The 25,254-nt window shown below is 63.7% G+C and carries 33 protein-coding genes; 3 read left to right on the top strand and 30 right to left on the bottom strand.

The features are described 5' to 3' along the window. Nucleotides 1-60 precede the first annotated feature (60 nt). The 6 genes from EHF44_RS10620 to EHF44_RS10595 all read right to left on the bottom strand — a co-directional run bounded on the left by EHF44_RS10620 (nucleotide 61) and on the right by EHF44_RS10595 (nucleotide 5,467). Nucleotides 61-1,125 (bottom strand): acyltransferase family protein, encoded by a 1,065-nt coding sequence (locus tag EHF44_RS10620; RefSeq protein WP_172966040.1) that lies wholly within the window; start codon nucleotides 1,123-1,125, stop codon nucleotides 61-63. A 378-nt stretch (nucleotides 1,126-1,503) separates the two neighbouring features. Then, nucleotides 1,504-2,496, bottom strand: coding sequence for a hypothetical protein (locus EHF44_RS10615; protein WP_124683713.1), 993 nt, complete (start codon nucleotides 2,494-2,496; stop codon nucleotides 1,504-1,506). Nucleotides 2,497-2,504: 8 nt separating this feature from the next. Then, nucleotides 2,505-3,167, bottom strand: a complete 663-nt coding sequence (locus EHF44_RS10610) for a DUF2612 domain-containing protein (RefSeq protein ID WP_124683712.1) — start codon at nucleotides 3,165-3,167, stop codon at nucleotides 2,505-2,507. 1 nt (nucleotide 3,168) lies between these two features. Continuing rightward, entirely contained in the window at nucleotides 3,169-4,350 is a 1,182-nt protein-coding gene (locus EHF44_RS10605) for a baseplate J/gp47 family protein (protein WP_124683711.1), read from the bottom strand. After that, entirely contained in the window at nucleotides 4,350-4,703 is a 354-nt protein-coding gene (locus EHF44_RS10600; RefSeq protein WP_124683710.1) for a hypothetical protein, read from the bottom strand. The genes EHF44_RS10605 and EHF44_RS10600 overlap by 1 nt, the downstream gene beginning before the upstream one ends. 8 nt (nucleotides 4,704-4,711) lie before the next feature. After that, the gene (locus EHF44_RS10595; protein WP_124683709.1) at nucleotides 4,712-5,467 is read right to left on the bottom strand and encodes a Gp138 family membrane-puncturing spike protein; all 756 of its coding nucleotides are present in this window, start codon (nucleotides 5,465-5,467) and stop codon (nucleotides 4,712-4,714) included. A gap of 10 nt (nucleotides 5,468-5,477) precedes the next feature. Here EHF44_RS10595 and EHF44_RS10590 point away from each other — a divergent pair, with 10 nt between their 5' ends. After that, nucleotides 5,478-5,843 (top strand): hypothetical protein, encoded by a 366-nt coding sequence (locus EHF44_RS10590; protein WP_124683708.1) that lies wholly within the window; start codon nucleotides 5,478-5,480, stop codon nucleotides 5,841-5,843. Here EHF44_RS10590 and EHF44_RS10585 read toward each other — a convergent pair. The 21 genes from EHF44_RS10585 to EHF44_RS10490 all read right to left on the bottom strand — a co-directional run bounded on the left by EHF44_RS10585 (nucleotide 5,840) and on the right by EHF44_RS10490 (nucleotide 22,837). Then, nucleotides 5,840-6,808, bottom strand: coding sequence for a phage protein (locus tag EHF44_RS10585; protein WP_124683707.1), 969 nt, complete (start codon nucleotides 6,806-6,808; stop codon nucleotides 5,840-5,842). The genes EHF44_RS10590 and EHF44_RS10585 overlap by 4 nt on opposite strands. After that, nucleotides 6,808-7,122, bottom strand: coding sequence for a phage baseplate plug family protein (locus EHF44_RS10580; RefSeq protein ID WP_124683706.1), 315 nt, complete (start codon nucleotides 7,120-7,122; stop codon nucleotides 6,808-6,810). The genes EHF44_RS10585 and EHF44_RS10580 overlap by 1 nt, the downstream gene beginning before the upstream one ends. Next, the gene (locus EHF44_RS10575; RefSeq protein ID WP_124683705.1) at nucleotides 7,122-7,700 is read right to left on the bottom strand and encodes a phage baseplate protein; all 579 of its coding nucleotides are present in this window, start codon (nucleotides 7,698-7,700) and stop codon (nucleotides 7,122-7,124) included. The genes EHF44_RS10580 and EHF44_RS10575 overlap by 1 nt, the downstream gene beginning before the upstream one ends. Beyond that, nucleotides 7,697-9,406, bottom strand: coding sequence for a phage tail tip lysozyme (locus EHF44_RS28315; protein WP_172966039.1), 1,710 nt, complete (start codon nucleotides 9,404-9,406; stop codon nucleotides 7,697-7,699). The genes EHF44_RS10575 and EHF44_RS28315 overlap by 4 nt, the downstream gene beginning before the upstream one ends. Then, nucleotides 9,381-9,554, bottom strand: a complete 174-nt coding sequence (locus tag EHF44_RS28310) for a DUF6889 family protein (RefSeq protein WP_172966038.1) — start codon at nucleotides 9,552-9,554, stop codon at nucleotides 9,381-9,383. The genes EHF44_RS28315 and EHF44_RS28310 overlap by 26 nt, the downstream gene beginning before the upstream one ends. Before the next feature lie 29 nt (nucleotides 9,555-9,583). After that, nucleotides 9,584-10,057, bottom strand: coding sequence for a phage tail assembly chaperone (locus EHF44_RS10565; RefSeq protein ID WP_124683704.1), 474 nt, complete (start codon nucleotides 10,055-10,057; stop codon nucleotides 9,584-9,586). A gap of 2 nt (nucleotides 10,058-10,059) precedes the next feature. Next, complete coding sequence (locus tag EHF44_RS10560; protein WP_124683703.1) at nucleotides 10,060-10,506, bottom strand: phage protein; 447 nt, start codon at nucleotides 10,504-10,506, stop codon at nucleotides 10,060-10,062. A gap of 15 nt (nucleotides 10,507-10,521) precedes the next feature. Continuing rightward, the gene (locus tag EHF44_RS10555) at nucleotides 10,522-11,997 is read right to left on the bottom strand and encodes a DUF3383 domain-containing protein (RefSeq protein WP_124683702.1); all 1,476 of its coding nucleotides are present in this window, start codon (nucleotides 11,995-11,997) and stop codon (nucleotides 10,522-10,524) included. A 10-nt stretch (nucleotides 11,998-12,007) separates the two neighbouring features. Then, nucleotides 12,008-12,598 (bottom strand): phage neck terminator protein, encoded by a 591-nt coding sequence (locus EHF44_RS10550; RefSeq protein ID WP_124683701.1) that lies wholly within the window; start codon nucleotides 12,596-12,598, stop codon nucleotides 12,008-12,010. A gap of 3 nt (nucleotides 12,599-12,601) precedes the next feature. Next, nucleotides 12,602-12,973: a hypothetical protein gene (locus EHF44_RS10545; protein WP_124683700.1), complete on the bottom strand. Its 372-nt coding sequence runs from the start codon at nucleotides 12,971-12,973 to the stop codon at nucleotides 12,602-12,604. A gap of 3 nt (nucleotides 12,974-12,976) precedes the next feature. Beyond that, nucleotides 12,977-13,513 (bottom strand): hypothetical protein, encoded by a 537-nt coding sequence (locus EHF44_RS10540; protein WP_124683699.1) that lies wholly within the window; start codon nucleotides 13,511-13,513, stop codon nucleotides 12,977-12,979. Between the two features lie 28 nt (nucleotides 13,514-13,541). Beyond that, the gene (locus EHF44_RS10535; protein ID WP_124683698.1) at nucleotides 13,542-13,925 is read right to left on the bottom strand and encodes a DUF4054 domain-containing protein; all 384 of its coding nucleotides are present in this window, start codon (nucleotides 13,923-13,925) and stop codon (nucleotides 13,542-13,544) included. Between the two features lie 40 nt (nucleotides 13,926-13,965). Then, the gene (locus EHF44_RS10530; RefSeq protein ID WP_124683697.1) at nucleotides 13,966-14,394 is read right to left on the bottom strand and encodes a hypothetical protein; all 429 of its coding nucleotides are present in this window, start codon (nucleotides 14,392-14,394) and stop codon (nucleotides 13,966-13,968) included. A 12-nt stretch (nucleotides 14,395-14,406) separates the two neighbouring features. After that, entirely contained in the window at nucleotides 14,407-15,444 is a 1,038-nt protein-coding gene (locus EHF44_RS10525) for a DUF2184 domain-containing protein (protein WP_216643953.1), read from the bottom strand. Nucleotides 15,445-15,457: 13 nt separating this feature from the next. Beyond that, on the bottom strand, nucleotides 15,458-15,952 hold the full coding sequence (locus tag EHF44_RS10520; RefSeq protein ID WP_124683696.1) for a structural cement protein Gp24: 495 nt from the start codon (nucleotides 15,950-15,952) through the stop codon (nucleotides 15,458-15,460). Between the two features lie 13 nt (nucleotides 15,953-15,965). Then, entirely contained in the window at nucleotides 15,966-17,279 is a 1,314-nt protein-coding gene (locus EHF44_RS10515) for a DUF2213 domain-containing protein (RefSeq protein ID WP_124683695.1), read from the bottom strand. Between the two features lie 110 nt (nucleotides 17,280-17,389). Then, nucleotides 17,390-18,022 (bottom strand): phage head morphogenesis protein, encoded by a 633-nt coding sequence (locus EHF44_RS10510; RefSeq protein WP_253700075.1) that lies wholly within the window; start codon nucleotides 18,020-18,022, stop codon nucleotides 17,390-17,392. Next, nucleotides 17,973-19,541 carry a DUF1073 domain-containing protein gene (locus EHF44_RS10505; protein WP_124683693.1) on the bottom strand — a complete coding sequence of 523 codons (1,569 nt, stop codon included), beginning with the start codon at nucleotides 19,539-19,541 and terminating at the stop codon, nucleotides 17,973-17,975. The genes EHF44_RS10510 and EHF44_RS10505 overlap by 50 nt, the downstream gene beginning before the upstream one ends. Continuing rightward, the gene (gene terL, locus EHF44_RS10500; protein WP_124683692.1) at nucleotides 19,538-21,088 is read right to left on the bottom strand and encodes a phage terminase large subunit; all 1,551 of its coding nucleotides are present in this window, start codon (nucleotides 21,086-21,088) and stop codon (nucleotides 19,538-19,540) included. Before terL ends, EHF44_RS10505 begins: the two co-directional genes overlap by 4 nt. Further along, nucleotides 21,039-21,449 (bottom strand): hypothetical protein, encoded by a 411-nt coding sequence (locus EHF44_RS10495; protein ID WP_124683691.1) that lies wholly within the window; start codon nucleotides 21,447-21,449, stop codon nucleotides 21,039-21,041. The genes terL and EHF44_RS10495 overlap by 50 nt, the downstream gene beginning before the upstream one ends. A gap of 5 nt (nucleotides 21,450-21,454) precedes the next feature. Continuing rightward, nucleotides 21,455-22,837: a DNA methyltransferase gene (locus tag EHF44_RS10490; RefSeq protein ID WP_124683690.1), complete on the bottom strand. Its 1,383-nt coding sequence runs from the start codon at nucleotides 22,835-22,837 to the stop codon at nucleotides 21,455-21,457. A 198-nt stretch (nucleotides 22,838-23,035) separates the two neighbouring features. Between EHF44_RS10490 and EHF44_RS10485 the strand changes: the two genes are divergently transcribed. Both EHF44_RS10485 and EHF44_RS10480 read left to right on the top strand, forming a co-directional pair. Continuing rightward, nucleotides 23,036-23,206, top strand: coding sequence for a type II toxin-antitoxin system HicA family toxin (locus EHF44_RS10485; protein ID WP_124683689.1), 171 nt, complete (start codon nucleotides 23,036-23,038; stop codon nucleotides 23,204-23,206). A gap of 61 nt (nucleotides 23,207-23,267) precedes the next feature. Next, nucleotides 23,268-23,684, top strand: a complete 417-nt coding sequence (locus EHF44_RS10480) for a type II toxin-antitoxin system HicB family antitoxin (RefSeq protein WP_124683688.1) — start codon at nucleotides 23,268-23,270, stop codon at nucleotides 23,682-23,684. Between the two features lie 116 nt (nucleotides 23,685-23,800). Here EHF44_RS10480 and EHF44_RS10475 read toward each other — a convergent pair whose 3' ends face one another. From EHF44_RS10475 to EHF44_RS10465, 3 genes are read right to left on the bottom strand one after another with little or no spacing between them, the layout of a single operon-like run. Next, a complete protein-coding gene (locus tag EHF44_RS10475) occupies nucleotides 23,801-24,424 on the bottom strand; it encodes a DNA-binding protein (RefSeq protein WP_437340274.1) in 624 nt (207 codons plus the stop codon). A gap of 10 nt (nucleotides 24,425-24,434) precedes the next feature. Next, nucleotides 24,435-24,905: a RusA family crossover junction endodeoxyribonuclease gene (locus EHF44_RS10470; protein ID WP_124683687.1), complete on the bottom strand. Its 471-nt coding sequence runs from the start codon at nucleotides 24,903-24,905 to the stop codon at nucleotides 24,435-24,437. Continuing rightward, nucleotides 24,902-25,249 carry a hypothetical protein gene (locus tag EHF44_RS10465; protein WP_124683686.1) on the bottom strand — a complete coding sequence of 116 codons (348 nt, stop codon included), beginning with the start codon at nucleotides 25,247-25,249 and terminating at the stop codon, nucleotides 24,902-24,904. Before EHF44_RS10465 ends, EHF44_RS10470 begins: the two co-directional genes overlap by 4 nt. Nucleotides 25,250-25,254: the final 5 nt, after the last annotated feature.

The following is a 25,254-nucleotide window of genomic DNA, read 5'->3' as shown; positions in this document are numbered from 1 at the left end:
TTCATTCCCCAAAAAAAAACCACCCCAGGTGGGGTGGCTCATTTGTTCGACATCTATCAGTCAGCTGGGGAGAGGTTTGACAATAACATCGGAAGACATTATCTGAGTAGCACGCATCGCACCCCTCCTCCTGAACGGAACTTCGATAAATCTATAGCTGAGCTCCGCTAAGAGCACTGTGAGCACGAGTCCAAGCACCAAGAAGCGAACGGTGAAAGTCCCGTTGAAGGCGACGCCTGGATAGATTTGCTCCATAACGCGCGCAGTAAGCCAAAAGGCAAACAGGTGTATCAGGTAGATGGCAAACGATCGCTCGCCTATCCAAACTAGACCGCTTCGCACTACGCCCGCAGGTATGAAATACCCTCTGTCGTACGAGCACAGCCAGATAATCAGTCCCGCCACCACCGCAGCCAAACCAAAATAGAACGGCACAAAAGCGTATCTCACGACTCCGACAAGGCACAACAACAAGAGCGGCGGAAGAATGAAGCGCAGCCGTGACGCAGTTAGGGAGGGATCGAAGATTTTGTAGCTGGCACGCTCCGTCCAGATCGCTAGGAGCACGCCAATCAGCAACGCCTCGGTTCGGACAGCGCCCAGGAAATGTCCTAAAGGCTTCGGATAGAACACCTGAACAATCACCAGTGCAACTAGGACAGGGACTAGTCTGCGCCCACAGAACAGGAATACAAATGGCAGCAACAAGTAAAACTGCTCTTCCAGGGATAGACTCCAGTACAGTCCGAACGAGCCGCACGTCCCTTCCTTGGCCCAGAAACAAAACCACACCCGGATGTTCTGAACATGCATCACCGAGGCGATCATGTCCGCCATGTCAGCACTGGAATAGCCGCGATGGAGCGTGAAAGCAATCATTGGGATTGCGAGCCAGATCCATGCCGAAGGGGTGATTCGGTAGATTCGTCTTACCCAGAATGCAGCCGCCGCTCGCCAAAAATCGGTACCTTGCGCCTTCAACAGCGTTGTCGCAACGCTCTTCGTAATCACGTAGCCCGAGAGACAAAGGAAAAGGTCAACGCCGACCAAGAAACCTTTTCCAACCTGCGCCCATCCTGCCTGGTCCCAAACAAAGAGACCGGCCGAGTGGGCGATCAGTACCATCCCAATCGCTATAGCTCGAACAGCCTGTAGTTCCTCGTTGTATTTGTTAGTCACAGGACGCCCCGGAGTTATCCAAGGCGAGAATGTTACCCGGAAACAGCGCAGCGCCGTCCGATCGTTGTCCCGCGGCATTGCCGCTGGCCCACTCCCGTGACATCCCACACTACGCACGGGAAACACGCCTCGCAAACTATCCTTCGGCCTCCGCCTCGTCGATGGCTTCGAACTCGCTTGCGATACCCGTCCATCGCCATTTCCCGGGCACCAGCCATTCCCCGTCTTCCAGCGGGATTGCGGACTCTCCGTCCGAAGGGTCATCCATTTCGCTGATGCGCACAATGACCCCTGTACGATTCAAGATGCATGCGATAGTCATGATTAGAAGCGGTAGCGAACCACGTTGATCGAACAGTTGCCCGTCGTATCGAGCTTGTAGAACAGCGTCTGCGGTGTAATGAAACGGACCGCCGGCAAGATTCCTCCAAGAATTTGGCCTACCACAGGGTTAAGAAAGAGTCGCAGACCAATCTCGTTTGTGGGATCTGCCGCGATGACCCGCAGCCCGTTGCTTGCAGTATTGACCGAAACGCCCACTGACAAATGCACTTCCTTCGCATTGGCGGGAACAAAACCAGCAAGAGAGAAACTGGTGTACGCGGTTGACGTTCCGTTACTGACGACGGTCAATGGGCCCGTATCCACATCACGATCAAACTGGAACCCGATCGTAAACTGACCGCTCCCATTCGTTCGGCGCACCGAGACTAGCGCCGATGCAGAGTAGCCGGCAGGCATATTGCCGCCGCCATACACCTCAGGTGCGGCTGCGGACGTTGCGTTGACGCCAAGGAGGGCGCGCGCTCCGGTCGCCGGGTTATAAATCGCGTACACCGCGACCCACCCGTTGGCGGGCGCGGCAGCGGCATCCATACCGCCCGCTCCCGTCGTGCCGAGATTGATAGCCTGGCTGAAGCTCGCCAGCAGGTAGGTCTTTCCGCCCAAAGAGGATTTGACAACCACTTCATCCGCCGCAACTGTCGCCGTGGCTGAAGGCGTCGCGACGTTCATCACCAGATTGCGTGCCCACCCGACAACAGCGAGCGACTGCGCAGAAACAGCCGCTTTATAGTTCGCGAGAATTGTTGTCAGCGTGCCGTCATCGACCGCATCCTGCCCGGTGGTATCCACTACGAACTGGCCCATCACCGCAGCCATGATGCTCGACTGACGCCAGACCTTGTTGAGCTGGGCAGATTGCGCGACTCCGGACGAGAAGCCTGCAGTGCGTGCGGCCAAGCCCGAATAGGTGACTTGCGGGATGACGTTGGCCCCTGCGCCACCGCCAAACACAAGGAAATCGTTTGTTGCCATTGTTGTCCTTACAGTGGAGTTCCCCATGCGCCCGTGTCAAAGCCGGCGACGAGTTCGTTGCTCATGTCGAAACCGAAAATCGGTGCACCATCCTGGGATGTAACGATGACGATGTTGATGCCTACGCCTTCGGGCTTGAGGGGAATGATTCCGTTCGCCAGCAGAGCCAGGAACACGGCCGACGGAATGTCCCCCGCAATGCCGATGGTCATCGACATATCCTGGTTGTCTTGGATGAAGACCGATGTGCTACCGCCGAAGATCGAGTCCAGGATGGCCTTCGACGATCCGAGTGTGCCGTCCCAGTGGTTCGCGCCAATCTTTGCGCGGATGACCAGCCGGTATGTGTCATCGTCCAGCCGCGTCAGCCCGGTGTCAGGATCGAATGGGCCCTTCCAATTGCCCTGGTCAAAGCCAAGCCCTGCGGTATCGAATGAAAAGTAGACACCGGTCAGAGGCACCGGAACGTTACGCGAGATGCCCACCCACCGGCCAACATCATCAAGCTGCGCGCCCACCGCGGCATCGAGGTCAAACTTTCCCGGCATGCTACCGAGCAGGTTCTGCAGCTCGACCATCGGCTGCGCCAACGCTTCGACCACGGCCATGAAGTCTGGCTGCTGGTTGTGCTCGCTTGTGACGCGACCGGTGTACTTGGTGATGTCCGCCATATCAGGACACCGTCAGGGTCACCGCCGCCGGCGTGCACCCGGCAACCTGGCTGAAGCCCAACGCCACGTCAGGCCCGCCCGGCCCGCCCGGCCCGGCCAATGCCAGCGCTGTCAGCTTGAAGGCGGCACCACCCCCGACGCTGTTGGCCGCCGTGATCGAATCGGCCCACTCGACACTTCCCGACTCCCCGCCACCGATGGCTACGCCATTGACGTAGTCGGAGACCGCTTGCTTGATCGCATCGCCGACCGCAGTGGTATAGGCCGTCAAAGCCTTCAGGCTTACTGCTACCGTGATAGCCGCCGTCGAGGGTCGGAAGAATCGGATGGTGATTGGACGCCCGTAGATGTCCTGCACGGCAACGGCCGTCGTTCCGTAGGTTGGCGACCCAGGCGTCTTCTTCTTGGCAATCGCGTTTGCGATATCGGTCGAATCACCGCCTTCCACCACAAGCGAAATCGAGTGCGCGGGCAGCCCGTTGGAATCAATTGACGCCGTGTCGTTCTCATACGCACGAACCCGCGTTACGCCAGGAACGTTCGCCACGGCACCAATGATGCCGTCCAGAACCGTCAGCGAAGGCAGCGCCGTCGACACTGTCTGCCGCTGTCGCAAGGCGGCATCCTTCTCGACGGGCGCGCCCTCCGCGGCGTCATCCGGATTCGTCACCGTCTGCCAACCGAGCGTCGGCGTGCCGATCTGGCTGATCGTGCCCGCAGCTGCGCTGATGGCGCCGATTGAAATGCACGTCGCGGTGACAGTGATCTGGCCAGAAGGCGGAATCGTCACGGTCGCCGGCAGCGTCCACTTGTTCTTGTTCGCGTCCGTGGCGACGCCATTGGTAATGGTCGTACCGGCCTGGCCGACGATCAGCAGATCGACTGTAGAGAACGATGCGGCCTTTCGCGCGATACCGTTGATCTTGACGTTGCTCGACAGTGCATCATCCTGTGCGGTGGCTGGGCTAAAGGAACGGTAGATCGCCACAGCAACGGCGTTGGCATCGTTGATGGAGTCGGCGAACACAGCCAGCAACTGGCCGTCCTGGCTATCTTCCTCCAGGTACGTGTCCGGCCCATAGATGCCGCGGAATTTTCCCTTCAGATAGTCGAGGACATCAGCATAGGTCGGCGCGGTGATGCCACTGGCATCGAGTGTGGGTGCGGTCGTGGTGATGGCCATTACAGAGTCGCCTCAACGGTGGTGGGGCCGTAGATGGTGTTGATCCTCGCGACCACGCTCAGGTGCCGCTTCTCGGTGTCGACGGTGCCGGAGTACTCGACAATTTCCTTCACGCCTTGCGTGCCAAGGATGCGCTGGCGGATAGCGGCGTCGTACGTACCGTTGGTGTACTTTCCCAGCACCTCGGTACTCCATGGCGTGCCAGCCGTCTTGTCGAGGAACCATTCCCCGCGCAACAAGCGCAGCCGCGTGAGCACAGCTTGGGCCACCGCTTCGGGGACGTCCTTGTAGAAATCGGCCTGCTGCCCACCGAAGACATAGTCACCAGTGCCGGATAGCTTTCGGTACCGCATGGAGATCCTTAGTTCACGTTGCCGCTGCTGCCGCTGCCGGGCTGCACGCCGTTGTGGGTGTGGGTGTCATCGACGCGCTTTCCATTCGCGGTGATTTGCCCAATGACATTCAGTACGCCATTGAAGACGGCTGCCGCCCCGCTAACCGCGCTTCCGACCAGGCCGCCCACAAACGTCAACAGCCCCGTGATCGTCACTGCTGCCGAGAAGGTCGACAGGGGTGCGACCACGTCGAATCCACCAGGCGCGACGATCTTGACCTTCTGCAGCGTTGGATTCATCTCGATGTAGGTCGTGCCGGACTCGGATCGTAGTTGCGTGGCCGTGGTACTCACATTCGGCAGCGCGCGGGGCTTCGACCGAAATCCAAGGAGCACGAACCCGTCCGAGAGGTCGTGCATGCGCACCTCAGCCTGTTCCTGCACGCCGCCGGACTGCCACCACCCATCGATGCATCGGCTGGCGAAAACAACCAGGCACTCGTCTCCTGGAGCAACCGGGAAGGTCAGACTACAATTCCCACCGGATGGGAACTGCACAGGGCAATCCACGAGCAGCGGTAGCGGCGTGCTCACAATGGTGCCGTCCTGCTGTCGCACCAGCATCTTGATCGCAGGCTGTACGGCGCAGGTCATGGGAAAATCGCCGCCGCCGGAGAACGACTGGATGATCCCGGGCAGCGCAGTCCAAAGTCCCGCGCGCATCCCGTCCAACGCCTCCCGAAACGCTGTCTCGGGATCGCCTGCTCTCTCTCGTCTGTCCATGGGTGTCGCTATGAAGAAGCTGGTACTGATCGCCGCTGTGCTTGCCCCTGTCCTGGCGTCGGCAGAAGAGGCCTATGTCTATCCGTTCGCCGGCATGCAGGTGGGACAGACGGTCAACAACCCTTTCCCCACCATCCTCTACCTGAACAAGAAGTGCGAGCTGCCATTGGTGCATGCGAAGGACATGCGCGCCTATGCCTCGTTCAGCGGGGTCTGGGACATCGGCTGTTGGGGCAAGGACATCGACGGCAAGGCGATCATCGTGGTGCCGAAGTTGCCCACCAAGTCGATGTCGCTCAGCGTCATGCCGCTGGCGGATGTCCACGCCGATCGCAACACCATGACCATCAAGGCGCTACCTACCTACGGGCGCTAGCCAAACCGCTTGATCACGTTGTCGGGCGGCACCGCGGCCTTGTCCTTGAAGTTGTCCGGTAGCACCGTCACGTCGGCGGCCAAGCAGATCACGTCTGTGTAGTACTCGTTACCGCGCGTGTCGCCGGAATGTTCCGCGATCATCACGTAGTAGAAGCCGTCGTCTTGGAGCTTCGCCTGCTGCTGGATGCGCTCATTCTGCGCCTGCTGACCGACATTCAGGCTGTACTCGTACCGCTGCACGCTGGCGTTGTCGATCTGGATCAGCCGGCCGATCTTGACGCTGGGGTTCAGCAACATCTTGACCGTGATGCCGTTCTGAGTCTGCTCGGGCAGGCCTACCATGCCTGTGTCGGCCGTGATTACCGGGATGTCGCCCGGCATGTATGACGTCTCTGGAACCAGGATGGCCTTGCCATCTTGAATGCTCCAGACCGTCTGGGTTGTCTTCGCGACCGACCGCATGAAGTCGCGCGCCATGCCAAACATGACCTTCCCGCGCGGCAGCGGGTTCGCCTGCAGGTCGGGAACGTATCCCTGAGTGACCCCATACGGGTTCATGGCGGTGCAGGCAGCGGCCACGTGCTCGGCCGGCGTGGACCCTGCGGCCAGCGTGGTATTCACCACAGCGAAGTTATAGGCCGAGTCGCCGTCCGCCGCAGTGATGTCGAGGTACGTGTCCGTTTGGCTCTCGCGCCCGCGCCGTACCTGCTTGATGTTGCCGTCGAAGATGATTCCGAAGTTTCCCTGGTAGCCGCCCTGCAGCACCACGCGGGTGAACTCGCTCTCAATCAGCTGCTTCGTGGTCTCGGATGCGTTGTAGACGCGAATCCGGGCCGAGTTCGGCGTCTGCAGGTCGCCCCGCTGAACTTTGAAGACGACGCGCAGGTCCGCCAGCTCCCGCGCGGCGCCCCCGTCACGGCCGATGATCAGCGAGACCTTGCGGCCGTATTGTGGCGTGCCCATCAATCAGTCACCCAGAAAACGTGCGACCCGAGGCCCAGGTCTTCAAACGTCGGCACGTCATCGGGATCCGCCGCGCCCTGCACCCAGAGCCGCCCGCCAAATCCCAGATGTCGATACTGGCCCAGGAGGTCCACACCGGTCACCAGCGAGATGCCGCTCACGATCGGTAGGTTGGTCGCGTCGGCCACGTCCAGCACCCAGCCGGCGCCGCCGGCGTCGCGGTATTGCACCGTCATGCGGTAGTCCACGCCGCTCAGCGTCACTGTGAACCGCTGTGGATCCGGTGTCAGGGGTATCTCGTAAAAGGTCGGCATCACATGCTCGTCGGTGGCACCGAGCCGCCAGGCGCTGGCATGGCGGGCATCGCGGCCTTGGTGCCAGTGTTCTGGGTTTCGGCAGTGGCCTGCGGGTCTGCCTGATTTTCCTTCGGCGGCAACTTCGTCGCCTGGGTCTGCACGATGCGGATCTGCTTCAGGGTGGCGGTGACGCTCAGCGCAGCTCCCGTCTTCTGGTCCTTCACCACGCGCAGTGACTTGAACAGCATGTCGCGGTACATGCGCAGCGACGTGACGACGTCGAACGGCTGCCGGGTCTCCTGCAGCGACAGCAGCTGCGAGTACACCGTGCTGATGTAGTCGGCCGACGGCAAGCTGCCGCCTTCGAAGATCGATTCGAGCGTGCCGACGAGCGCGGCCAGGTCCGAATTCGACCAGCCGCACTGGATCGTTACCTCCGGCTGCAGCTTGAACGCATGATCGTTGATCTGCGCACCCTTCTCGACCGGATGCTCGGTGATCTGCAGCTCGTCCTGGTGCGCTTCCTCGATCGTGCAGCCGACCGTCACCGGGCCGATGGTCTTCGGCACGAAGGTGATGATGTCGAGGAAACTCACGAGATTGCCCCCTGCATGTTGCGCACCAGCTCGTCATTCACCTGCCGCTGGCTGTCATTCACCGCGCGCCCAGCCGCCGCCGGATCGGGCACGCCGTACAGGTTGATTGTGGTCTGCTGCTGCAGGTCGACCGCGGCGGACCCTCGGCGGGCGGCTTCCAGATCGGCCTGTGCCGGCCGCTCGTAGTAGCGCGACACGATTTCGCCAGCCTGCTGGGCGTTCTGCGCAGCGCGCAGCAACTGGCCGGCGCGCTGCTCGGCGCCCTGCGTCAGCTCGTAGTTCACAAACTGCAGCTGTTCCATCAGGGACGAATCCCGGATGTCCTTTCCAGACCACGCTTTGAAGTTCGTCTGCCGGTCAGGGTGCCATTGCGCAACGCCATAGGCCCGGCCGCTATCGCCGACGGCCTGGTGATTCAGGCCGCTGCCGCTCTCGCGCTGCAGGTTGGCCACGATCCCCACGGCTTGGTCGTGCGACCAGCCCATGCTCTGGAAGAACGACACAGCGTCGAACGCAGCCCCGCCCGTACCTGCGGGCTGGCCGGCCGCCGCACGCCGGCGCGCCAGCTCTGCATCCTCGCCAGTGTTCAGGTCTCCGCTTCGAAACATGAGCGCCGCAGCGCCACCGATGCGGGCGGCCCACGGCAGGAAGCGAGCCAACCAGCCAGCGCCCGACCCTGCGGCAGCCCCGGCGCCGGCAGCCCCGCCAGCGCCAGCAGCGCCACCAGCCGCCGCGGCAGCAGCATTGGCTGCGCCCAGCGCGCGCACCGCCGCAACCATCTTCCAGATGCCGCTGACGATCTTGAACCCGCCCAGCGCACCGAATGCGCCGACCAGCAGCATGATCTTCGTGGACCAGCCGTCGGTGGCCTTGTCCAGCTCGATGAACTGGTCGGAGAGCCACGACAGCGGCGGCCCGAGAGCCGCCACCGCCGTCAGGATGGCGCTTGCAATGTCCGCGACGCGCTGCGCGATCTCGCCAGAATGGTCCTCGAACCACTTCTGGAACCGTGCGAGCTGCGGCCCGACCTTGCGCAGCAGCGCGCCCTCCACCTTGATGGCAAAGTTCTCGAACGTGGTGCCCAGGCCGCGCAGGGCCACCATGAACGCGTGGGCGTCTTCGGCCGCCTTGTCCAGCCCGTTGCGCCGGGACATCTCCCGATACTGCTGCATGAACCTGGCGAAATCGCCGTCACGCATGGCCAGTAGCAGGTTCTCGTCAATGCCCAGAATGTTGCCGTATTGGCTGGACAGCCAGGTCGGGCGCTTGGCCAGCTCGGCGCCAAGGTCGGACAGGATGTCCACCGTGTCGCGCAGCTCGCCGTTGGCATTGCGCGTCTGCACGCCCAACGTGGCCAGGTAGCCCTCGCCGGCCGGGTTGTTGCGCAGGAACTTGGCCAGGCTCTCGACCGCCCCAAAGGCAGTCTCGGTCGAGATGCCCATATTGCGGGCGGCGAAGTCGAACGCCTTCAGGCTGTTGGCTGCCGCACCCGTGCGCCTCGAGACGAAATACAGGTTCTCCAGCTTCGACGCCAGCGCGGACACGCCGACGCTGACGGCCAGAGCCGATGCCGAGATGGTCGTCACCAGTTGCTTGACGCCCTTGGTGGCCTGCTCGACGCCGTCGGAGAACTTCTTCAGGCCCTTTTCGTCGACCTTGAAGCCAAGGGCGACGAGGAATTCACGGATGACGGTGCTTTGGGCCATTGCTCTGCTGTTCCAAGGTGCGGCGCGCGGCCGCCTGGTTGTCGGCCCGGACGGCCAGCGCGTCGTTCATCAGCGCGATGTCTTCGAGGCCCAACGTGCCATCGGTCAGCGACTCGTACTTGCACATGCCCTCCATCACCGGGGCCATCAGCCAGTCCTCGCCGTTCGGAAGGCGCCTCAGCCAGCCTGTGCCGCCGGTTCCGGGCTGCTCGCTTGGCTTGTAAGCAGCCCTTGAATAAAAGGGCCGAGGTTGGCCACGATGACCTGCACCACCAGGGGCAGGATTACTGCCATGTCCATGTCCTGGAACATGAGCGTCTTCTGCCCAGGTGACACCACGGAAGCCCAGCCAGTCTCCTGCCGGCGCTGCACGGCGGTCAGGCAGTTGTCCATGACGTAGTCGGCGTCCGCATCGTTCATGGCGGCAAGCGCATCAGCGAACGGCTGCAGTGCCTGGCCGAAGCCGTCCAGGTCGCCGGTGAGCGCGCCGATTGCGCCGGCAGCGCCGCCGCTCGTCTTCGCCAGCTTCACGAAGACCGGGATCAACGGCGGAATGATCGGCGCGATGCGGCGCGACACGTGGAACTGCTGTTTGGCCGTCAGTCGGCCGATCGAGTAGGCGTTGCCGCCGAGCTGAATTTCACGGCCCATGGTCAGTAAGTCCCCAGCATTTCTTCGATGTGCACACAGTCAAACACCCATTCGACCGTGCCGCCCTCGGTGGCATAGGACAGGTCGGGCACTTTCTTGAACGCGCACTGGGTGGCTGCCACCAGATCACCGGCCACCGATTGGGACACCGTGATGACGTTCTTGCCCCACAAGCGGCTGTCGATCTTCTGCGCGTTGTAGAGCGCCATCAGAATGGCGTTCACCGGCGCAATCTTCAGATATCGGAGGGTGAGCTGACCCGAATTGTCGGCGCGCAGGCTGTGCTGGCCGCTGCCGTCCGAGCCAATAGTCATGGCGTTCTTGTCGTTGGCCATGGCGACGGTGATGCCTTCTTCGGCCGTGGCTTCGCCGTAGCCCAGCTGGAAGGCGCCGCCGGGCCCGACGATGGAGGCCTGTACATCGATGAACGAATAAGTTCCGCCTTTCATGGCTTCTTTCCCCTATCAGCGGTTCACGTTGACCAGGATGTCAACGCTGTGGATGGCGCCGGCTTCTTTCGCCGCTACCTGGAACGACACCGACTTGCGTGCTTCCCGGTCGGCCTGCGACTGCAGCGCAATCGGCGGCGTGTAGACGTAGTAGCCCTTAGCCAGGGTGTCGCCCTGCTTCAGCGCACCGAAGCCGGCGGAGTTCCATACGCCCGGGGCCAGGTAGCCGTTGTTCACGGCAGCCGCGCACGCGCCCTCGATGGCCGTGGCGATCAGCGCGTTCCCGCCATCGGTTTGCGGGATCTTCGTCGTGCTCTGGTACAGCAGGTTGTACACATCGGTCTGGATGCGGTTGCGGAACCAGATCGAGTTGTAGACCGAGTCGATAAAAATGCCGCTCGGCGTCACGCCGTATTGCACGATGGCCGTGTCGTTGTCGTACTCGACGAACACGTTGCCGCGTTTGTCCTGCAGCACATTGGCTTGAGTGCTCGACAGGGTCTCCGGAACGATGCCGGGTTCCTGCTTGTACATCAGGGTGATCGTCGTGTTGTTGGCGTTGAAGTTCGTCGTCAGCAGGCGGCCGAACAGCGACGCGGCAGCGTAAGGGCTGTTGCTCGAATACTGGGCGAACGAGTACTTGTAGCTCTTTGCCTTGAAGCGCGACAGCAGATCGGTGGTCGCCGTTCCGTCGAGAGCCTGCGGTTCCCGCGTCGTCGCACCGTAGATGTGGCGCTGATCGGCCTCGATCAGGTCCGCCACGGCCACGTGCTGATCATTGGTCAGCGACGTGTCGGCGAACTGGATGCCCAGGAACTTGTTGGCGAAGCGGTCCAGGAAGATGTTCACGCACGTGTCGGGCGACTCCGCGACGATGCCATCCACCGGCGCCGAAGCCAGCGCACTGGTCATCCCCAGCATGGTCGAAATGTCGGTGCCCGAGCCGGTCGGCGTGGCGTAGCTGATCTTCGAGCTGGTGCCCGTGGTTGGTGAGGTCGCAACGAACTGCGACCCGTTCCAGACGAAGCCGGCACCCGCCAGCGCGGTCTGGATAATCGTGGCCACGCCGTTCAGGTTGGTCACGCCCGAGAAATCCAAGGCGGACAAGGTTTTGACCGTTGCGTCCACCGTGATCTTGAACGAGCCGGCAGTGACCGCCTTCCACACCGTGATGTCCTTCTGGGCGGCGGACAGCGCCGCGCCGCGGAGCGAGCCGGATGTGGCCGTCTTTGCCCATCGGCCGATATAGAGTTGGGACGGCTGGGGCGTCTGCTGAAAGTACAGCAACGCGGCCAGATATTCCGGCGCAGTGTTTCCGAAATCGCTGCCCACGGCATCGATGGTGCCGTAAGCGCGCATGCGCTCGTTGGTGTCGATTACCGCCGATGCGCCCAGGATCAGCTCCGTATTCAGGTTGGCGCCCTGTGCCGCCAGCGGCGACATGTTGATGGTGACGTTGATCAGCCGCGAAACCGGCAGTCCGTTGGGCATGGTCATCCCTCTACTGGTGAATGTTGGTCGTCGCGGCCACCGGCGGCACCGAGTCGGTGGTGCTTTGCACTTCGGCGGACAACAGGTTGAGGACCGGATAGGTCCGGGTGATCTTGCGGCGCAGGGTCAGCGTCAGGTCGTATCGCCGATTCCACTGCTGGTTGATGAGCGCCGGCGCGGGCTGGATGTCGCTCGCTCTCACGAACTTCATGCCGCTGAGCGCCAGCTGCTCGCTGTTCTGGGGTATGGACATGCCGTCAGCGAGGCGCTGGGCGTATCCCTTTCCCGCTGGCCCGTAGAACGAGCACAGCAGGTCAATCTCCTGGTGCCGGATGTAATCGTCGCTGCCGTCTCCGTCCCCGTCATGCTGGATGGCCGGGCTGGCATCGTTCGCCTGCCTGTTGACGCCTATGGCACACCAGTTCTCGGACGGCTCTGGATGCTTCGGCACCGTCGTCTGCCAGCGCGGGCGCACCATGGCGCCGGGCAGGCCAGTCACGCCAGCAACCAGTTCCTGCAGCAGATCGTCGAGCGCGTCGTCTTCGAGCGGCACCGGCGCCGTCGGCACAAGGTAGCCGCCGGTGGCGCTGGTGTTTGCCATGGATTACCCCGAAAGCGGTTTCAGATCACAGACAGCGGCCACGAAGCCCCGTCCGAAATGGCTGTAGTCGTTGACGCTGACCACGGTGTAGGTCCGGCCCTGCCAGATCACCTCGTCGGCGTCCTGACCGGGGCTGCCGTCAATCAGCCGGAACGGCGTATGCAGCGTGATCGAGCCGGTGATCAGGCTACCGTCGGAACCGCGCTGCAGGATGTCGCCCTTGTCGCTGGTGACCACCGCGGCGAAGGTCGTAGCCGACGGCGTGTTCTGCGCGCGGCCGTGCCCGTCGACTGTCTGCGCCAGCCGGTTGCACACCAGGCCGGTGTCCATGAAATCCGGATCGAGCAGCACGTCGACGACGTCGAGTAGTGCCATGGGTCACTTCCTTTTGCGAAGCACGTAGGTGATCGAGTTGCGGTATTGCGCAGTGTCTACCAGCGGCTTGGCCAGCTCGGTGCTGGGCTGCTGCCCGGCTTCGCGGGACGCCAACTCTTCCTTCGCGCCCTTCCTGCCGCGCCGGGCTCGGTTGCGCAGCGTGGCGTCGCTCAGCGCCGGGCCGATGCCGCTGTTGATCAGCGCGCGAACCGAGGACTGGGCAGCCAGGCCAGCCATGCTCATGCGCCGCTTGGCACCGTCAAGATCGCCGTCCAGTGCCGCCTCGACACCCTTCTGCAACTGCGGCAAGGTCTTCGGCTGAGCGGCGGCGACGCCTGGCACGAGGTGGGGACGCGCCGGCAGGTTGATCTCCGGCGCCCCGTTCTCCTGGATGTACCCGATTTCCGCGTTGCTGAGCGGCGCGCCTTCGTCTTTTCGGCCCGCGGTGCTGTCTGGAATCCCCACCAGCACCTGTTTGTCGACCAGTCCGCTGATCGACTGCAGGACGTCCTTGAGACGGTCCGTCTTGATGAAGCCCATAGGGGATGCTCCCGATGGGGCGGCGCGACTACAGCTGCATGCCGCCTGCGCCCATCATTCTGGCGAGAGTGAGGAACCGAACACCGTATGTCGTCAGGTTCCACATACCAGCGTCGTCAATGGTCGCCGCGCCCGTGTCGTAGCTGGCGCTGACCTTATCGACTGCTTTGGAAGATTGTGGGCCAGTGACCTGGCCCGGGATGCCGCCGACTTCGGCAGTTGCCTCGTCCCGTCGCGCGAGAACGAGGAAGTGCGCCGCGCAAAGCTCAATGCCCTGATCGGTCAGCACGCCCCATCGGCAGGGGTTCACCAGTGACGTCGCGATGGTCAGCTGAAACGCGATCGACGCGTCCGAGTACTTCGTCGTGTCGGCGAATTCCGGAAAATCGGTTCTGAACTGTTCTGGCGTCATAGGTGGTCGGCTGATGCCCCTCGCGAGGCATCATACCCCGTTACTTCTTGCCGGACTGCTTGGCTGCCGCGTCGGCGGTCTTCTCGCGCTCGGCGATGGCCACCTCGCGGCCGTCCAGCGCCTCGGCACGGGCGTTCAGGTCGGCTTCGCGCTGGTCGGTAGCCTTCTCGCGCTCGGCGAGCGCCCGAGCCTTGGCATCCTGCTCTTCCCGGATAGTCTGCAGAATGCCCTGGCTATCCTTCAGCGCCTGTTCGCGCTCGGCCAGCTCCTTGGCCTTCGCTTCCAGCTCGACCAGCAGCTCGTCGGCCGCCGCGCCAGCATCGGCCGCCACCGGCTGGTCGCTGGTATGCGCCTGCGCGTACCAGTGGTCGTGGAACTTGGCCGGCAGCACCTCGCCGACGGCAAAGTCGTGCTTCTCGCCGTCGTGCTGGAGGGTGAACGCCTTCTTGACGTATTTGGTGGTGGGCATGTCGCTCTCCGATTAGATGCCGTCGCGGTATGCGATCAGCTCGGGGTAGACCACCTCGACCACGCCCAGGCGACCGAAGTAGGTCGTCAGCTGGCGGATGTCGCGGTACTCGAGCGGCGTGCGCTGCAGCGGCACCATGGGGAACCGGACCTTGTCCTGTTCTTTGGTGTACACCATCATGCGGTCGGCATTGGCCGCGCCGCGCTGGTACAGCCACTTCAACGGCTGGATGTTCAGCGGACGGCCGTTGATCGAGTTCGAGATGGTGTTCTGCTTCAGGTACTCCAGCACGCTGATGTTGCCAGCGTCGCTGACCTTCTTGCTGACGATCAGACCGAACTTTGCGGGCGGCAGGCGCAGCTCGGACGGGCACACGGCATAGCCGGACGCCGCCCAGGCGCTGGTCAGCTCTTCGTTGACGTCGGCCAGGATCTGGTCCGGCGTCGCCGTGGCCCAGCTGCCGGTGGCGGCGTTCGAAACGTTGGTCACGGCGGCGTTGTTCACCAGGCCGGTAACACCGAGCACGCTGTCGCCGATGTAGACCTGCTCGTCGACGTCCATGTTGTGCTTGAGTTGCATGCCGGTGAACTTCTGCTGGTCCACCGGGCGGCCGAGCTTCTGGGCCGATTCCAGCTCGGGAATGGTCCAGCCGATCTGCATGCCCCACAGGGTCAGCGGATTGCCAGTCTTGCCGATGTCCAGCGCGATGCCGGCGATGGCGGATGCGTCCTTGCCGATCCACGACTTTCCAGTGGGCGACGGGCCGCCGGCTGCAGCGAAGCTGGAGTTCGTGAACGACGACGTTTCATCGGCGATGGACACGTCCTCGCGGAGATCGATGTCGCGCGACCAGGTGACCGACGCCAGCGGGCCGTGCAGCGTTTGATCCAGGCGTTCCAGCTCACCGATCAGGAACGCGCCGGTGCTGTCGATCGTCCGGTTGTCGAACGTCAGCATGCTGTCGCGCGTGCGGGCGCGGATGACGGCCGGGGCATTGACCGTGGCGATCGCAGCCGCCGCGGCCATGCGCGGGAGGATGATTTTGCTCATTCTGGGTGACCCCTTAGATGTTGTACGCAATCTCGACGTTGCCATTGGCATCGCCGGCGTTGGTGAAGATGGCGCCGGTAATGGCGATCGTGTTGGTGCTGTCCGCTGCCGCCTCGATGCCGCCGATGGGCTTGCCGGCAGCAGCAGCGGCCACGCGGACATAGACCTGGCCATTCAGCGCAGGCGTGCCGGCATTGTTCTTCACCGTCATGTAGCCGCGGCGCATAACGTCGCCGATGCCGCTTGCAGGCGGCGTAGCGGTGCCCAGCGGGTCCGACGCGGCACCACCGGTGGTCGGGAACGGACGCACCAGCAGGCCGTACGCTGCCGTCGCCGTGTCGCCAGCGCCGACCGGCACAAACTTGCCGTTGACGATCTTGCCGAACAAACCGTAGCCGGCGAACGGCGATGCCGAGTTCAGCGCGATCGATTCGACCGTCGCCTGCGACTGGCGCGAGATGTCCCCCGGGATGCCCGAGGCCATGCGATACAGGATTGCGTTGCCCATTTGCGGGACTCCCTTAGTTGGCGGAACCTTGGCGGTCCCAAAATTTGCGGTTGGCCGCGTTGATGTCGGCGACGGTGCGGGCCTTGCCAAAGTCCTTGGTGGTGACCGCCTGGCTGTGCGACTTACTGTTGTTCTGGGCCTTCACCAGCTCGCTGGCGCCCATGAACGCGGCATGCACAAGCGCAGCGGGCAGCCTTTCGAAATCCGCCGTCATGCCGCCCACGAACGGTGCGATGGCGGCCTTGCCTGCGTCGGTCTGGAACGCCAGGTCGAGCGCCTTGCGCTGGCACTTGCACAGCGCGGCGGCCCGGTCGGCCGTGGCCATCTTGCTGTCCAGCGTGGGAAGCTTGATGCCCGGGGACAGGATCTCGGCGCGCGAGGGGATGCTGGCCGCCGCGTCGCCGGTGTACAGGTCGACTTCGGCCTGGTTCAGCTTGCCGGCCGTCTCGACATTCGTCAGGTCGCCGTCGTCGCCGGTCTTCCCTTCCTTTTCCTTGGCTTCACGCGCCTTGCGCTCTTCCTCGGATTCCTCGTCGCGGGCCTCGATCTTGGCCAGGCGGGAATCCAGAGCCTTGACGGTCTTCAGGATCTGGCCCAGGGCATCGCCCGTCTTGGCTTCCTTTTCCTTCGCCTCGCGGGCTTCGCGTTCGGCCTCGGATTCTTCGTCCATGGCCTCGGCCTCGTTGGCCAGCTCTTCAGCGGCCTCGGCATCCTTGGCCATGAAGGCCGCGCGGATACGGTCGGCGAAGCTGCGCTTGCCCTTGGGCTTGCTGTCGAAAGTTTTCATATCTTCGGGTTCCTTATCGCCGATCGCGCAGCGCGGGCCACACCGGCCGCGCTCGACGAGGGCTACGTGGTTGACAACGATGTTCCGCTGTACCCCGCGGCCGGGTGATACCTGTTCGTAGTCCGCCTCATAGCCGAGGCTGACTTCTTCGATCTCGTCTTCCTGCACCGCCTTGATCGACGCGGGATGCTTGATCAGCAGGTCTGCCACCAACAGGTCATCGGCCAGACCTGTGCCGCGGCGCGGGTTCAGCATCACGCCCTGGGTAAGCATGGCGAAATTGGACGGCTGCACGAAGTCGTCGGGATGATCGAGCGTAACGTCCTTGCCCATGCAGCTCGCCTGGGTCGCATCGCGGAACACTTCTTCTGCCGTCCGGCTGATGCGGATCAGGCCATCGGGGCCAGGCTCGACAGGCACCTCGCCGGGCCCGTACAGCATCTCGCCAGTCCGCGCGACGGGCACTTCCTCGCACAGCAGGAAGCCTTCGGGCGTCAGCGACCGCTTCGGGCCGAGCTTTTGGACGGTGAAGAAACGCATGTCAGCGGTCCAGCAGGATCTCGCAGACGGCCATCACAAGGCCGGCCGCGACGGTCGGGAAAATGATCAGCGCGCAGACGATCAGCGCCGTGGAGACGGTTGCGGCCATGTCAGTCCTCCGGAATCACCGGCTCGGGGTAGCAGCGGCAGTTCGGGAACTGGCCGGCGTGGCCCTTCATCCCGTCGAGCGTCGGCGGGTCATTCCACGCCACGAACTTGCCTTCCATTTCGCGGTGCGACTCTCGCACGTCGCCATCGCCAGAGGTCCGCCAGAAGTAGCCGGGCGACCCGACATGCAGCGCGCGTGCCTCGGTCAGCGTCGATGCCGTGCGCGCCACCTCAGTCCGGGCGATAAGGTCTGCGCGGCTCTTCGCCACCTCGCCCGACGCCCGGATGGCCTTCGCGATCTCCGACGCCCTGGTGCTGTCCTCGATCCCTTCGATGGTCAGCTTGTGCACTCGCTGTGCGGCGTCGAGCGGGATCGATTTGATCAGCGTCACCTGCTCGGCCATCAGGGCCTGCATGGTGGCGCCGGTGGGCGCCGTCCGAATCTCTTGGCGCAGCGCGCGGGACAGGTCTGCCGCGTTCTGCATCCAGGCGGACTCATCCCGCCGGTTCACCTCGGTCAGCATCTCGGCCGCCGTGCGCTCGGCCCACGGCGTCAGCGCCTCGGCATACCGCTGCAGCAGCTGCTCAATCGTCGGCAGAACGCCGGGATCGCCAGGCGGAAAGCCATTTACCAACACGCCCACCTGCTGCGCGACCTGTCGGAGCTGCGTCCGATACACCCTTTCCGGTCCGCTGGTCCTTACGGGATTGCGGCGGCGCTTCCGGTCCGTTGTTCGGGTCATCAACATCAGGCAGTTCCATGTCCGGCGCCGGGGGCGGCTCGTTTTCCGCTTCCTCGATCGCCTCGTCCGTGATGCTGGTGTACACCCCGGTGCTGTGGCTCGATTGGCGCAGTTCCTTCATCGCCGTGGGCTTGTCGATGAGGTCAGTGTCGTAGGCCTGCGTGACCGCCTCGGTCACCGTCTTGGCGTTCTGCGCCTTCTCGGTGTCGGAGAGCTGCCACAGCGAGCGGAAGCTGTAGGCGAAGCCCTGGGGCAGCGCCCGGCCGAGCACGGATCGGCCCAGCACGTCGATCAGGCGGGTCATGGGCCGGCGCAGGCGCCTTTCCTGCTGCTGGTTGACGTTGTCGTAGTACGTGCGCAGATCCGACTCGCCCGACGAATTCAACCCGGCCGGCGACTGCCCGAACAGGCGCACCAGTGGAATTTGCAGCGCGCCCGATAGCTGCTGGCCGAACTGCATCAGCACGCTGTCGAGTCCTGAGAACTGGTACGTGTCGGTCTGCATGTCGTCGGCCGCATCGACGAGCGTCATCCCCTCGTTCGACTGGAACCGCCGGATCATGTCGACGTTCTTGATCAGCGCTTCGAGTGCCGGGCCGCCCATGGCGATGATCTCGCGCAGCTTGTCGACCTTCAGCGTGCGCAGATGCGCCTTGTACACCAGCTGCGCAGCACCGATGGTCGTGCTATCGAACGCAACCAGGCGGTCAATCAACCGCTCGATGACCGACTGCCCCCACAGGTTCTCGGCGATCTTCTGCCAGTACGGCAGGTCCACGCCATCGATGCGCAGCACGCGGCTGTAGTGGATGCGCTGGTTCTTCAGCGCCATGCTGTCGGCCACGACGTCGTAGTACTTCGGCATGCCCAAGTCCGGTCCCAGCTCGGTGACCAGGTTCTCCAGCGTCGGCTGGACCATCCACCGGTCCAGCACCAACAGGCCCTTGAACTGATCCTTGCTGATCGATTCCGGATTGAGCGGCGTCGATGGGTTCTGCCCGTCGATCAGCATCACCGCCAGCGCACCGCCGTACAGCCGCCCCCACTTGATCGTGTCGCAGATGCGGTCCCACAGCGCCATGTCCTCGATCGAGGCGTTCAGCTGGTCCTTGTCGTCGGGCGGCAGGTCCGAGCCGATCTCGATACCGGCGCGGGTCATGTCCTCGGCCACCACGTCGACGGCCTGGCCAACCACCCAGCTGGACCGGTACATCGCCTCCAGCTGCACGCGGTTGCGGCTGATGAAGTCGAACCCGTAGCTGTACTGGCTGGCCTGGTTGTTTGTGCCCAGGCCGACGCGCGCCTCAAAGTTCTGGAAGCTGTCGCCGCTCATCCAGCGCTTGGCGTTCGCGGACGCGGCCACGTTGGCCTTATGCGCCCGTTGCTGCGCTTTGCGTTGATTACGGTTCATTGCTGTCCGAGTTTGGTCCAGATGTCCAGCGACCGGCCGCCGGCCAGCATGTCGTTGATCGCGTCCACCATCGGGTCGATCTGGTCATCGTGTGCGTGCGTGTCGTCGGGGGTGAAGGCGTCGCATTCCTGCGTGAAGTCACTCACCCACTCTGCTGTCTCGGGGATCATCACCAGCCCGGCGTCGATGTAGCTGACCACGTCCATCACGCGCACCAGCTTGTCGCGGTGCCGCTCGATCCCCTCGACCGGAATGGTTCCGGACGCCTGGATGTCCTGAATCAGGCCGGTACCGCTGGCCTTGTCCTCGACACGCATCTTCACGAGCGGCGCGCCGAAGTGAAATTCGTACGGCAGGTGCTTGTTCCAGAAGTCGATGGCCTTCTTGCGCAGCTCGGGCGCCGGCCACTTCCCCCGGATCTGGTCCAGCAGGTAGATCCGGCCGTTCTTCCCGTGCCCCCAGCACTGCAGCACGCTGTAGTCGTTCCGCTCGGCGGTCTTCTGCGCCGTGTCGGCATAGATGATCCGCTTGTGCAGCTCGGGCGCCACCGTGTATCGACCGAAGTTGGCACTGCGGATGATGCCGCCGCCCAGAGGGCTGGGGCGCTGCATGTACTGCCCGCTGAAGACGTACCGGTCGGCCTTCTCGCTGGCCAGCAGATCGTCGAGCGGTTCCTTGTAGGGCCAGTAGCTGAACCGGCCGTCCTCGTCCTTCTCGCCAAGCTCCACCATCGCGCGGACGCGCTCGGGCAGGGCCTCGACGTATGCGTCGGTGATCAGCGCCGGGATCTCGATGAATTCCCAGTCGCCCGGCACCTTGCCGGCCTTGATGAAGCCCGTCGGGTCTTCCTCGGCCAGCCGCTGCATGATCACGATGATCGGCGTGTCCGGGTTGGCCTTCCGGCTCTTCACCGTGGACAGCAGCTTGCGGTTCGCCTTGTCGCGGTTCGGCTTGCTGTACGCGTCCTCGACCTTCAGCGGGTCGTCGATGATGATGGCGCCCTGCCATCCATCGGTCATGTGGCCCGCGCGGAAGCCGGTGATCTGGCCACCCAGCGATACCGCGTACACACCGCCGGCTTTCTTGCCGTCGGCGATGACGTTCCAGCGTTTCTTCGACTTCGCATCCGGCGCGATGGACAGCGGCCACAGCGCCTGAAACTCGTCCGACTGGACGATCTCGCGCGCCGTCTCGCTGTTCAGCAGCGCCAGGTCATCGGAATACGAGATGTGCAGGAACCGCGCGCGCGGGTTCACCGCGAGGCCCCGGGCGATCAGGTTGATCGCCACGAGCTCGGTTTTCGACGAGCCGGGCGGGACGTTGATGACGACGTTCTTCAGCTCGCCATCGATGACACGCTGCACCGTGTCCGCGATCAGCACGTGGTGCCAGTTGACGCGGAACTTGATGCCCTGCCGATGCTTGAAGAAGTACCGGCTGAAAAACAGGTGATCGCGCTCGCACTTCGCCTTCAGGACGGCGCGCTCGAGCGACGGATCAATACTCGTCTTCGAGCTTTCTGAGGGCGGCAGCGACCTTTTTTTCATCGACGACGGTGGTGTGTTGCTCGACCGGCCCGCCGTCTTTGCCAGTCAATTCGACGCCCTGGGGCGGCTCCTTCCATCCGAGCCGAACCTTTGCGAGGAAGATCGCCGCAGCAGCTGCGCCAGGACCCTTGCCAGTGGCATGTCGGAAAACGGTTTGCGCCACCAAGGCCTTCGAGGCCGCGCTACCGGCATCCAGTTCGGCACGGTAATGCAGACGCAGGGTCTTCTCAGAAAGCGGCTTGTTGGTTTGCGGATTGACAACGTGCGTGGCAATTGCCTCGTGCGGCACGCCATAGCTCGCCATCGCCTTCACCAGCTTGCGATAGTCGTCCGTCGGCTCATATGCTTTGCGTCCCGCCATGGGTATCACTCGTCAGGTTCGGGGAACAGATCGTCACCCAGCACCACATCGCCGCACGCCGCCACGGCGCGCTTCCAGTCGCCCTTCACGAACACCAGCACGTTCTGGTGCACCTTGCCCAGCTTCCGGCTGGCCGCGAACTGTTTGCCCGCACGGATCGGGGCGCTGCCCAGCGCGGTCAGCAGGATGGCTTCGTTGTACAGCCGCATGCCTGCGTCGATGAAGGCATCGATCGTGTCCGACACGAAATTGCGATACGGGCCCGTGCCGCGCTTCTCGCGCACGTCGCCGACCACGAAACAGGCGAACCGGTCGCGCTGCAGCAAGCTGACGGCGCCGACGATCACCTCGCGGTAGGCCTCCATGAAGGCCGGATAGTCCATCGTGGACAGGTCCGCCGGATCGTCCGAGTACCGTTCCAGGTCCGCATAGGGCGGGCACGAGAACAGGAAATCGGCCTCGACGTCGAGCAGGCGCCGTGCGATCTGCCGGCTGTCGCCGACGTGCCAGGCCGGCGCCGGGTCTTCGGTCTGCACCAGGTGCAGCTGGTCACGGTTCGCCTCGACCTGCTCGGCGCGCAGCTCCATGCCCACATACGGGCGTCCAAGGCGCGCCGCGACAACACCACGCACGCTTCCGCCGGCGAACGGGTCCAACACGAGGCCGCCGGGCGGGCAGAACCAGCGGTAGGCCAGCTCGCACAACACCGGGTCGAAGATGCTGGTGCGGTGCTGCGGCGCGGCGCCCTGCTCGGCCTTCTGGTGGGCAGATGCCGACGCATAGGCGGGCGCGTCGCGTCCCAGTTCGGACTGGATACCCAGCGCCAGCCATGCGGCCTTGCGTTCCTGCCACGCCGCATCGCGCGCATTGAGCGTGCTGAACGGCGGCACCATGAACTGCTCGGCCAGCGACCGGCGCGCTGCGGTGCCCGGGGCAGCCCCGGGCGGATCTAGCAGCTCGCCCAGCTCGTCCGGCGTGAAGCCGATCACAGTCAGGTCGAAGTCGGCATCGCGCAGGTCCAACAGCTCGGCGGACAGCAGCTCAACGTCCCAGCCGGCGTTCTCGGCCAACTTGTTGTCCGCGAGGATGTACGCGCGCCGCTCGTCCGCCGACAGGTGCGACAGGTCGACCGTGGGCACCTGGCCCGGCACCGGGCAGTTGGCGATGGTCTCGCCGGCCGCCCACATCTGCGTGGCCGCTTCCAGCCGGCCGTGGCCGGCCAGCACGTCATCGCCGGCCGTCAGCGCTGGGTTGGTCCAGCCGAACTGGCGCAGCGACGCCTTGATCTGCTCGATCTGGCCGGCGCTGTGCGACCGTGCATTGCGCTCGTAGCGGACCAGCTCGTCAGCCGCGCGGTAGCGGATTGAGAGCTGATCGGGCTTTTTCATACGCGGTAAAAATGCACGGGGTGGGAATGAAAAGCGCCCGGAACGGGTAGCCGGGCAAAGCCACCTGGGAGGGTGGAAGGAGACAACCGGTGCGCCGAAGCTGGAATGCAACGGTAATCAAAAACGATTACTAAAGTCCTTGCTAAGGTAATCGTTTTTGTTTACTATTCATTCATCGCAACAACGAATGGAGGTGCGGTGAAGCGAATCGAGTTTGTCCAATGGCTGGCTGAACGGGGTGCGACCTTCAAAGAAGGCTCCAAACACACCAAGGTCTACCTGAACGGCAAGCAGACTACGATCCCCCGGCATACCGAGATCAAGATCGGTACGGTCAACGGAATCAAGAAACAACTAGGACTCAAGTGAGGGCGGCCCCGAAAGGGGTTGTCCTTGCGACGCTCCACCGCACCGCAAACAAAGGACGACCATGCAATATCCAGCAACCCTGACCCCCGACGAGGGTGGTGGCTTTGTCGTGACGTTCCGGGATATTCCCGAAGCGATCACGCAAGGCAATACCGAAGCCGAAGCACTCGAGATGGCCGCCGACGCGCTGTTGACGTCGATGGACTTCTACTTCGAAGACAAGCGCCCTGTTCCCCCGCCGTCAAAGGCGAAGAAGGGCGAGCAGCTTGTCGCCTTGCCGGCCAGCGCGGCGGCGAAGGTGCTGTTGCTCAACGAGATGCTGGCCCAGCAGGTACGACCGACCGATCTGGCGGCGCGCATGGACACGACCAAGCAGGAAGTGAACCGCCTGCTGGACCTGGGCCATACAACGAAAATCGACCGTGTCGAAGAGGCGCTGGCCGCCTTGGGCAAACGCCTGGAACTGAGCCTGGCATGAGCCCCAGAAACGCAAAAGCCCGCTTGCGCGGGCTCTGGACGTAATTCGTAGGTGTATCGAATGAGGGGCATTTTTGTGCACGAAATGCACAATGTCAAGAAAAACTCGAAAACGGGCTACGCCTCGGCCCGCTCTTCGAGTGCGACCATGCCGGCCGCCATGAGCCTGCCGTCGATCGCCAGCCAAGCCACGGACTCAACGCCGGGCGCCGCCAGCAGGCCCTTCTTCCGCTCCCCTTCGATCCACACCTTCAGCTTCGCGTTCTGGGCGCTGACCGTGTTTCGGTGCGCGCCGCAGTCCTCGGCGACCTGCTGCAGGTCCACGCGCACGCCGAAGATTTTCTCCAGGATGGACCGCCGCACGCGGTAGTGCGAGAACGAGCCGGACAGCTGCTGCATGGCGCGCTCGGTCAGCCAGACGATGGCCGCGTTCCATTCCGGGTTGGGCTTGCGCGCGGCGCAGCACGGCCGGCCGCAGTCGCACGGGATGTCGCGCGGCGCGGTGCGCGCGGTCAGCACCGCCTGGTGCAACTCGGGCAGCATGCTCAGTTCGTTGCGGATCATGCCGGCCTGCGCGGCGCCGTCTACGCCGACCAGCCCCTTCCCCGAGCCGATGGCAGGCGTCATGGCCTTATTCATGGCCGATGCCTGGTACTGCTGGCCCGAGTAGTTGAACGCGAACACCAGCGCCGCGTGCGAGCTGTCGAAAAGGCGTTCTTCCATCATCGTTTCCCCGGTCACATTCATTTCCTTACGCCGCCTGTAGCGGCAACTGTTCCACGCTGACCTGCACGCATGGGGACGTGCTGTAGCGTTTGCTGATGCGGTATTCCACTGCCTGTGCGTCGTCGAGCCAGACGATGCCGTTCATGCCGTCCTTCACGGCCTTCAGCACGTTGTCGGCGTCCGGCTTCTTGGTGGCGGCCACGAGGCCCGCCGCCGCGTCGCGCTGGCGTTTCTTGGACCAGCTGGTCGGGATCTGCAGGTTGATGTCCAGCCACAGCTCGACTGGGCCTTCGATGGGCGGCAGCCCGGCCATGGCCTGCGTGGCGGCCAGCTTCACCAGGTTCTCGTAGGTGGCGGTCTTCTCGGGCGTGTATGTCCGCACGAATGCGCCCTGCCGCGCGAACTTGGGGCGGCCCTTGCCCACGGGCTGGCCTGGGATGGCGAACGCCACGCGGCGCAGCGGCCGCGATTCGTCGAAGAGGGATTGGACCGTCACGCCACCACCTCGCCCGGCGATACGCCGTACATGATCCGGTACACCCGCTGGTGCTCGCCCGGGTTCATGCGCTCGGCCTTGCTGACCTCGCGTTCCATCAGCCGCTGGTCGCCGGACGCGGCGATGACGCGCAGCCGGAACACGATCGCGTGCTCGTCGGGGTCACGCTCGACGCCCAGCTGCTCGGCCTTGGCCTGGACACCTTCCGGCGTGGAATCCCAGTCGGTCCCCGGGGGCGCCCCGCCCTGCCGTTCGGCCAAGGCGTCGTCGACGAACATGCTGAGGAAGCCCGGGTTCACCACCGACACAGGCCGCCATCCGGCAAGCCGATGCAGAAAGCTCACGCGCC

This window comes from Cupriavidus pauculus, assembly GCF_003854935.1.
Classification (GTDB): domain Bacteria; phylum Pseudomonadota; class Gammaproteobacteria; order Burkholderiales; family Burkholderiaceae; genus Cupriavidus; species Cupriavidus pauculus_C.
The sequence above is the reverse complement of the archived record's forward strand: the minus strand, read 5'-3'. Positions and strand labels throughout refer to the sequence as shown.

What these genes read in the sequence shown, in the direction of transcription:
- EHF44_RS10620 (WP_172966040.1), bottom strand. Translation starts at nt 1,125, where the DNA reads ATGGTACTGATCGCCCACTCGGCCGGTCTCTTTGTTTGGGACCAGGCA.
- EHF44_RS10615 (WP_124683713.1), bottom strand. Translation starts at nt 2,496, where the DNA reads ATGGCAACAAACGATTTCCTTGTGTTTGGCGGTGGCGCAGGGGCCAAC.
- EHF44_RS10610 (WP_124683712.1), bottom strand. Translation starts at nt 3,167, where the DNA reads ATGGCGGACATCACCAAGTACACCGGTCGCGTCACAAGCGAGCACAAC.
- EHF44_RS10605 (WP_124683711.1), bottom strand. Translation starts at nt 4,350, where the DNA reads ATGGCCATCACCACGACCGCACCCACACTCGATGCCAGTGGCATCACC.
- EHF44_RS10600 (WP_124683710.1), bottom strand. Translation starts at nt 4,703, where the DNA reads ATGCGGTACCGAAAGCTATCCGGCACTGGTGACTATGTCTTCGGTGGG.
- EHF44_RS10595 (WP_124683709.1), bottom strand. Translation starts at nt 5,467, where the DNA reads ATGGACAGACGAGAGAGAGCAGGCGATCCCGAGACAGCGTTTCGGGAG.
- EHF44_RS10590 (WP_124683708.1), top strand. Translation starts at nt 5,478, where the DNA reads ATGAAGAAGCTGGTACTGATCGCCGCTGTGCTTGCCCCTGTCCTGGCG.
- EHF44_RS10585 (WP_124683707.1), bottom strand. Translation starts at nt 6,808, where the DNA reads ATGGGCACGCCACAATACGGCCGCAAGGTCTCGCTGATCATCGGCCGT.
- EHF44_RS10580 (WP_124683706.1), bottom strand. Translation starts at nt 7,122, where the DNA reads ATGCCGACCTTTTACGAGATACCCCTGACACCGGATCCACAGCGGTTC.
- EHF44_RS28315 (WP_172966039.1), bottom strand. Translation starts at nt 9,406, where the DNA reads ATGGCCCAAAGCACCGTCATCCGTGAATTCCTCGTCGCCCTTGGCTTC.
- EHF44_RS28310 (WP_172966038.1), bottom strand. Translation starts at nt 9,554, where the DNA reads ATGGCCCCGGTGATGGAGGGCATGTGCAAGTACGAGTCGCTGACCGAT.
- EHF44_RS10565 (WP_124683704.1), bottom strand. Translation starts at nt 10,057, where the DNA reads ATGGGCCGTGAAATTCAGCTCGGCGGCAACGCCTACTCGATCGGCCGA.
- EHF44_RS10560 (WP_124683703.1), bottom strand. Translation starts at nt 10,506, where the DNA reads ATGAAAGGCGGAACTTATTCGTTCATCGATGTACAGGCCTCCATCGTC.
- EHF44_RS10555 (WP_124683702.1), bottom strand. Translation starts at nt 11,997, where the DNA reads ATGCCCAACGGACTGCCGGTTTCGCGGCTGATCAACGTCACCATCAAC.
- EHF44_RS10550 (WP_124683701.1), bottom strand. Translation starts at nt 12,598, where the DNA reads ATGGCAAACACCAGCGCCACCGGCGGCTACCTTGTGCCGACGGCGCCG.
- EHF44_RS10545 (WP_124683700.1), bottom strand. Translation starts at nt 12,973, where the DNA reads ATGGCACTACTCGACGTCGTCGACGTGCTGCTCGATCCGGATTTCATG.
- EHF44_RS10540 (WP_124683699.1), bottom strand. Translation starts at nt 13,513, where the DNA reads ATGGGCTTCATCAAGACGGACCGTCTCAAGGACGTCCTGCAGTCGATC.
- EHF44_RS10535 (WP_124683698.1), bottom strand. Translation starts at nt 13,925, where the DNA reads ATGACGCCAGAACAGTTCAGAACCGATTTTCCGGAATTCGCCGACACG.
- EHF44_RS10530 (WP_124683697.1), bottom strand. Translation starts at nt 14,394, where the DNA reads ATGCCCACCACCAAATACGTCAAGAAGGCGTTCACCCTCCAGCACGAC.
- EHF44_RS10525 (WP_216643953.1), bottom strand. Translation starts at nt 15,444, where the DNA reads ATGAGCAAAATCATCCTCCCGCGCATGGCCGCGGCGGCTGCGATCGCC.
- EHF44_RS10520 (WP_124683696.1), bottom strand. Translation starts at nt 15,952, where the DNA reads ATGGGCAACGCAATCCTGTATCGCATGGCCTCGGGCATCCCGGGGGAC.
- EHF44_RS10515 (WP_124683695.1), bottom strand. Translation starts at nt 17,279, where the DNA reads ATGCGTTTCTTCACCGTCCAAAAGCTCGGCCCGAAGCGGTCGCTGACG.
- EHF44_RS10505 (WP_124683693.1), bottom strand. Translation starts at nt 19,541, where the DNA reads ATGAACCGTAATCAACGCAAAGCGCAGCAACGGGCGCATAAGGCCAAC.
- terL (WP_124683692.1), bottom strand. Translation starts at nt 21,088, where the DNA reads ATGAAAAAAAGGTCGCTGCCGCCCTCAGAAAGCTCGAAGACGAGTATT.
- EHF44_RS10495 (WP_124683691.1), bottom strand. Translation starts at nt 21,449, where the DNA reads ATGGCGGGACGCAAAGCATATGAGCCGACGGACGACTATCGCAAGCTG.
- EHF44_RS10490 (WP_124683690.1), bottom strand. Translation starts at nt 22,837, where the DNA reads ATGAAAAAGCCCGATCAGCTCTCAATCCGCTACCGCGCGGCTGACGAG.
- EHF44_RS10480 (WP_124683688.1), top strand. Translation starts at nt 23,268, where the DNA reads ATGCAATATCCAGCAACCCTGACCCCCGACGAGGGTGGTGGCTTTGTC.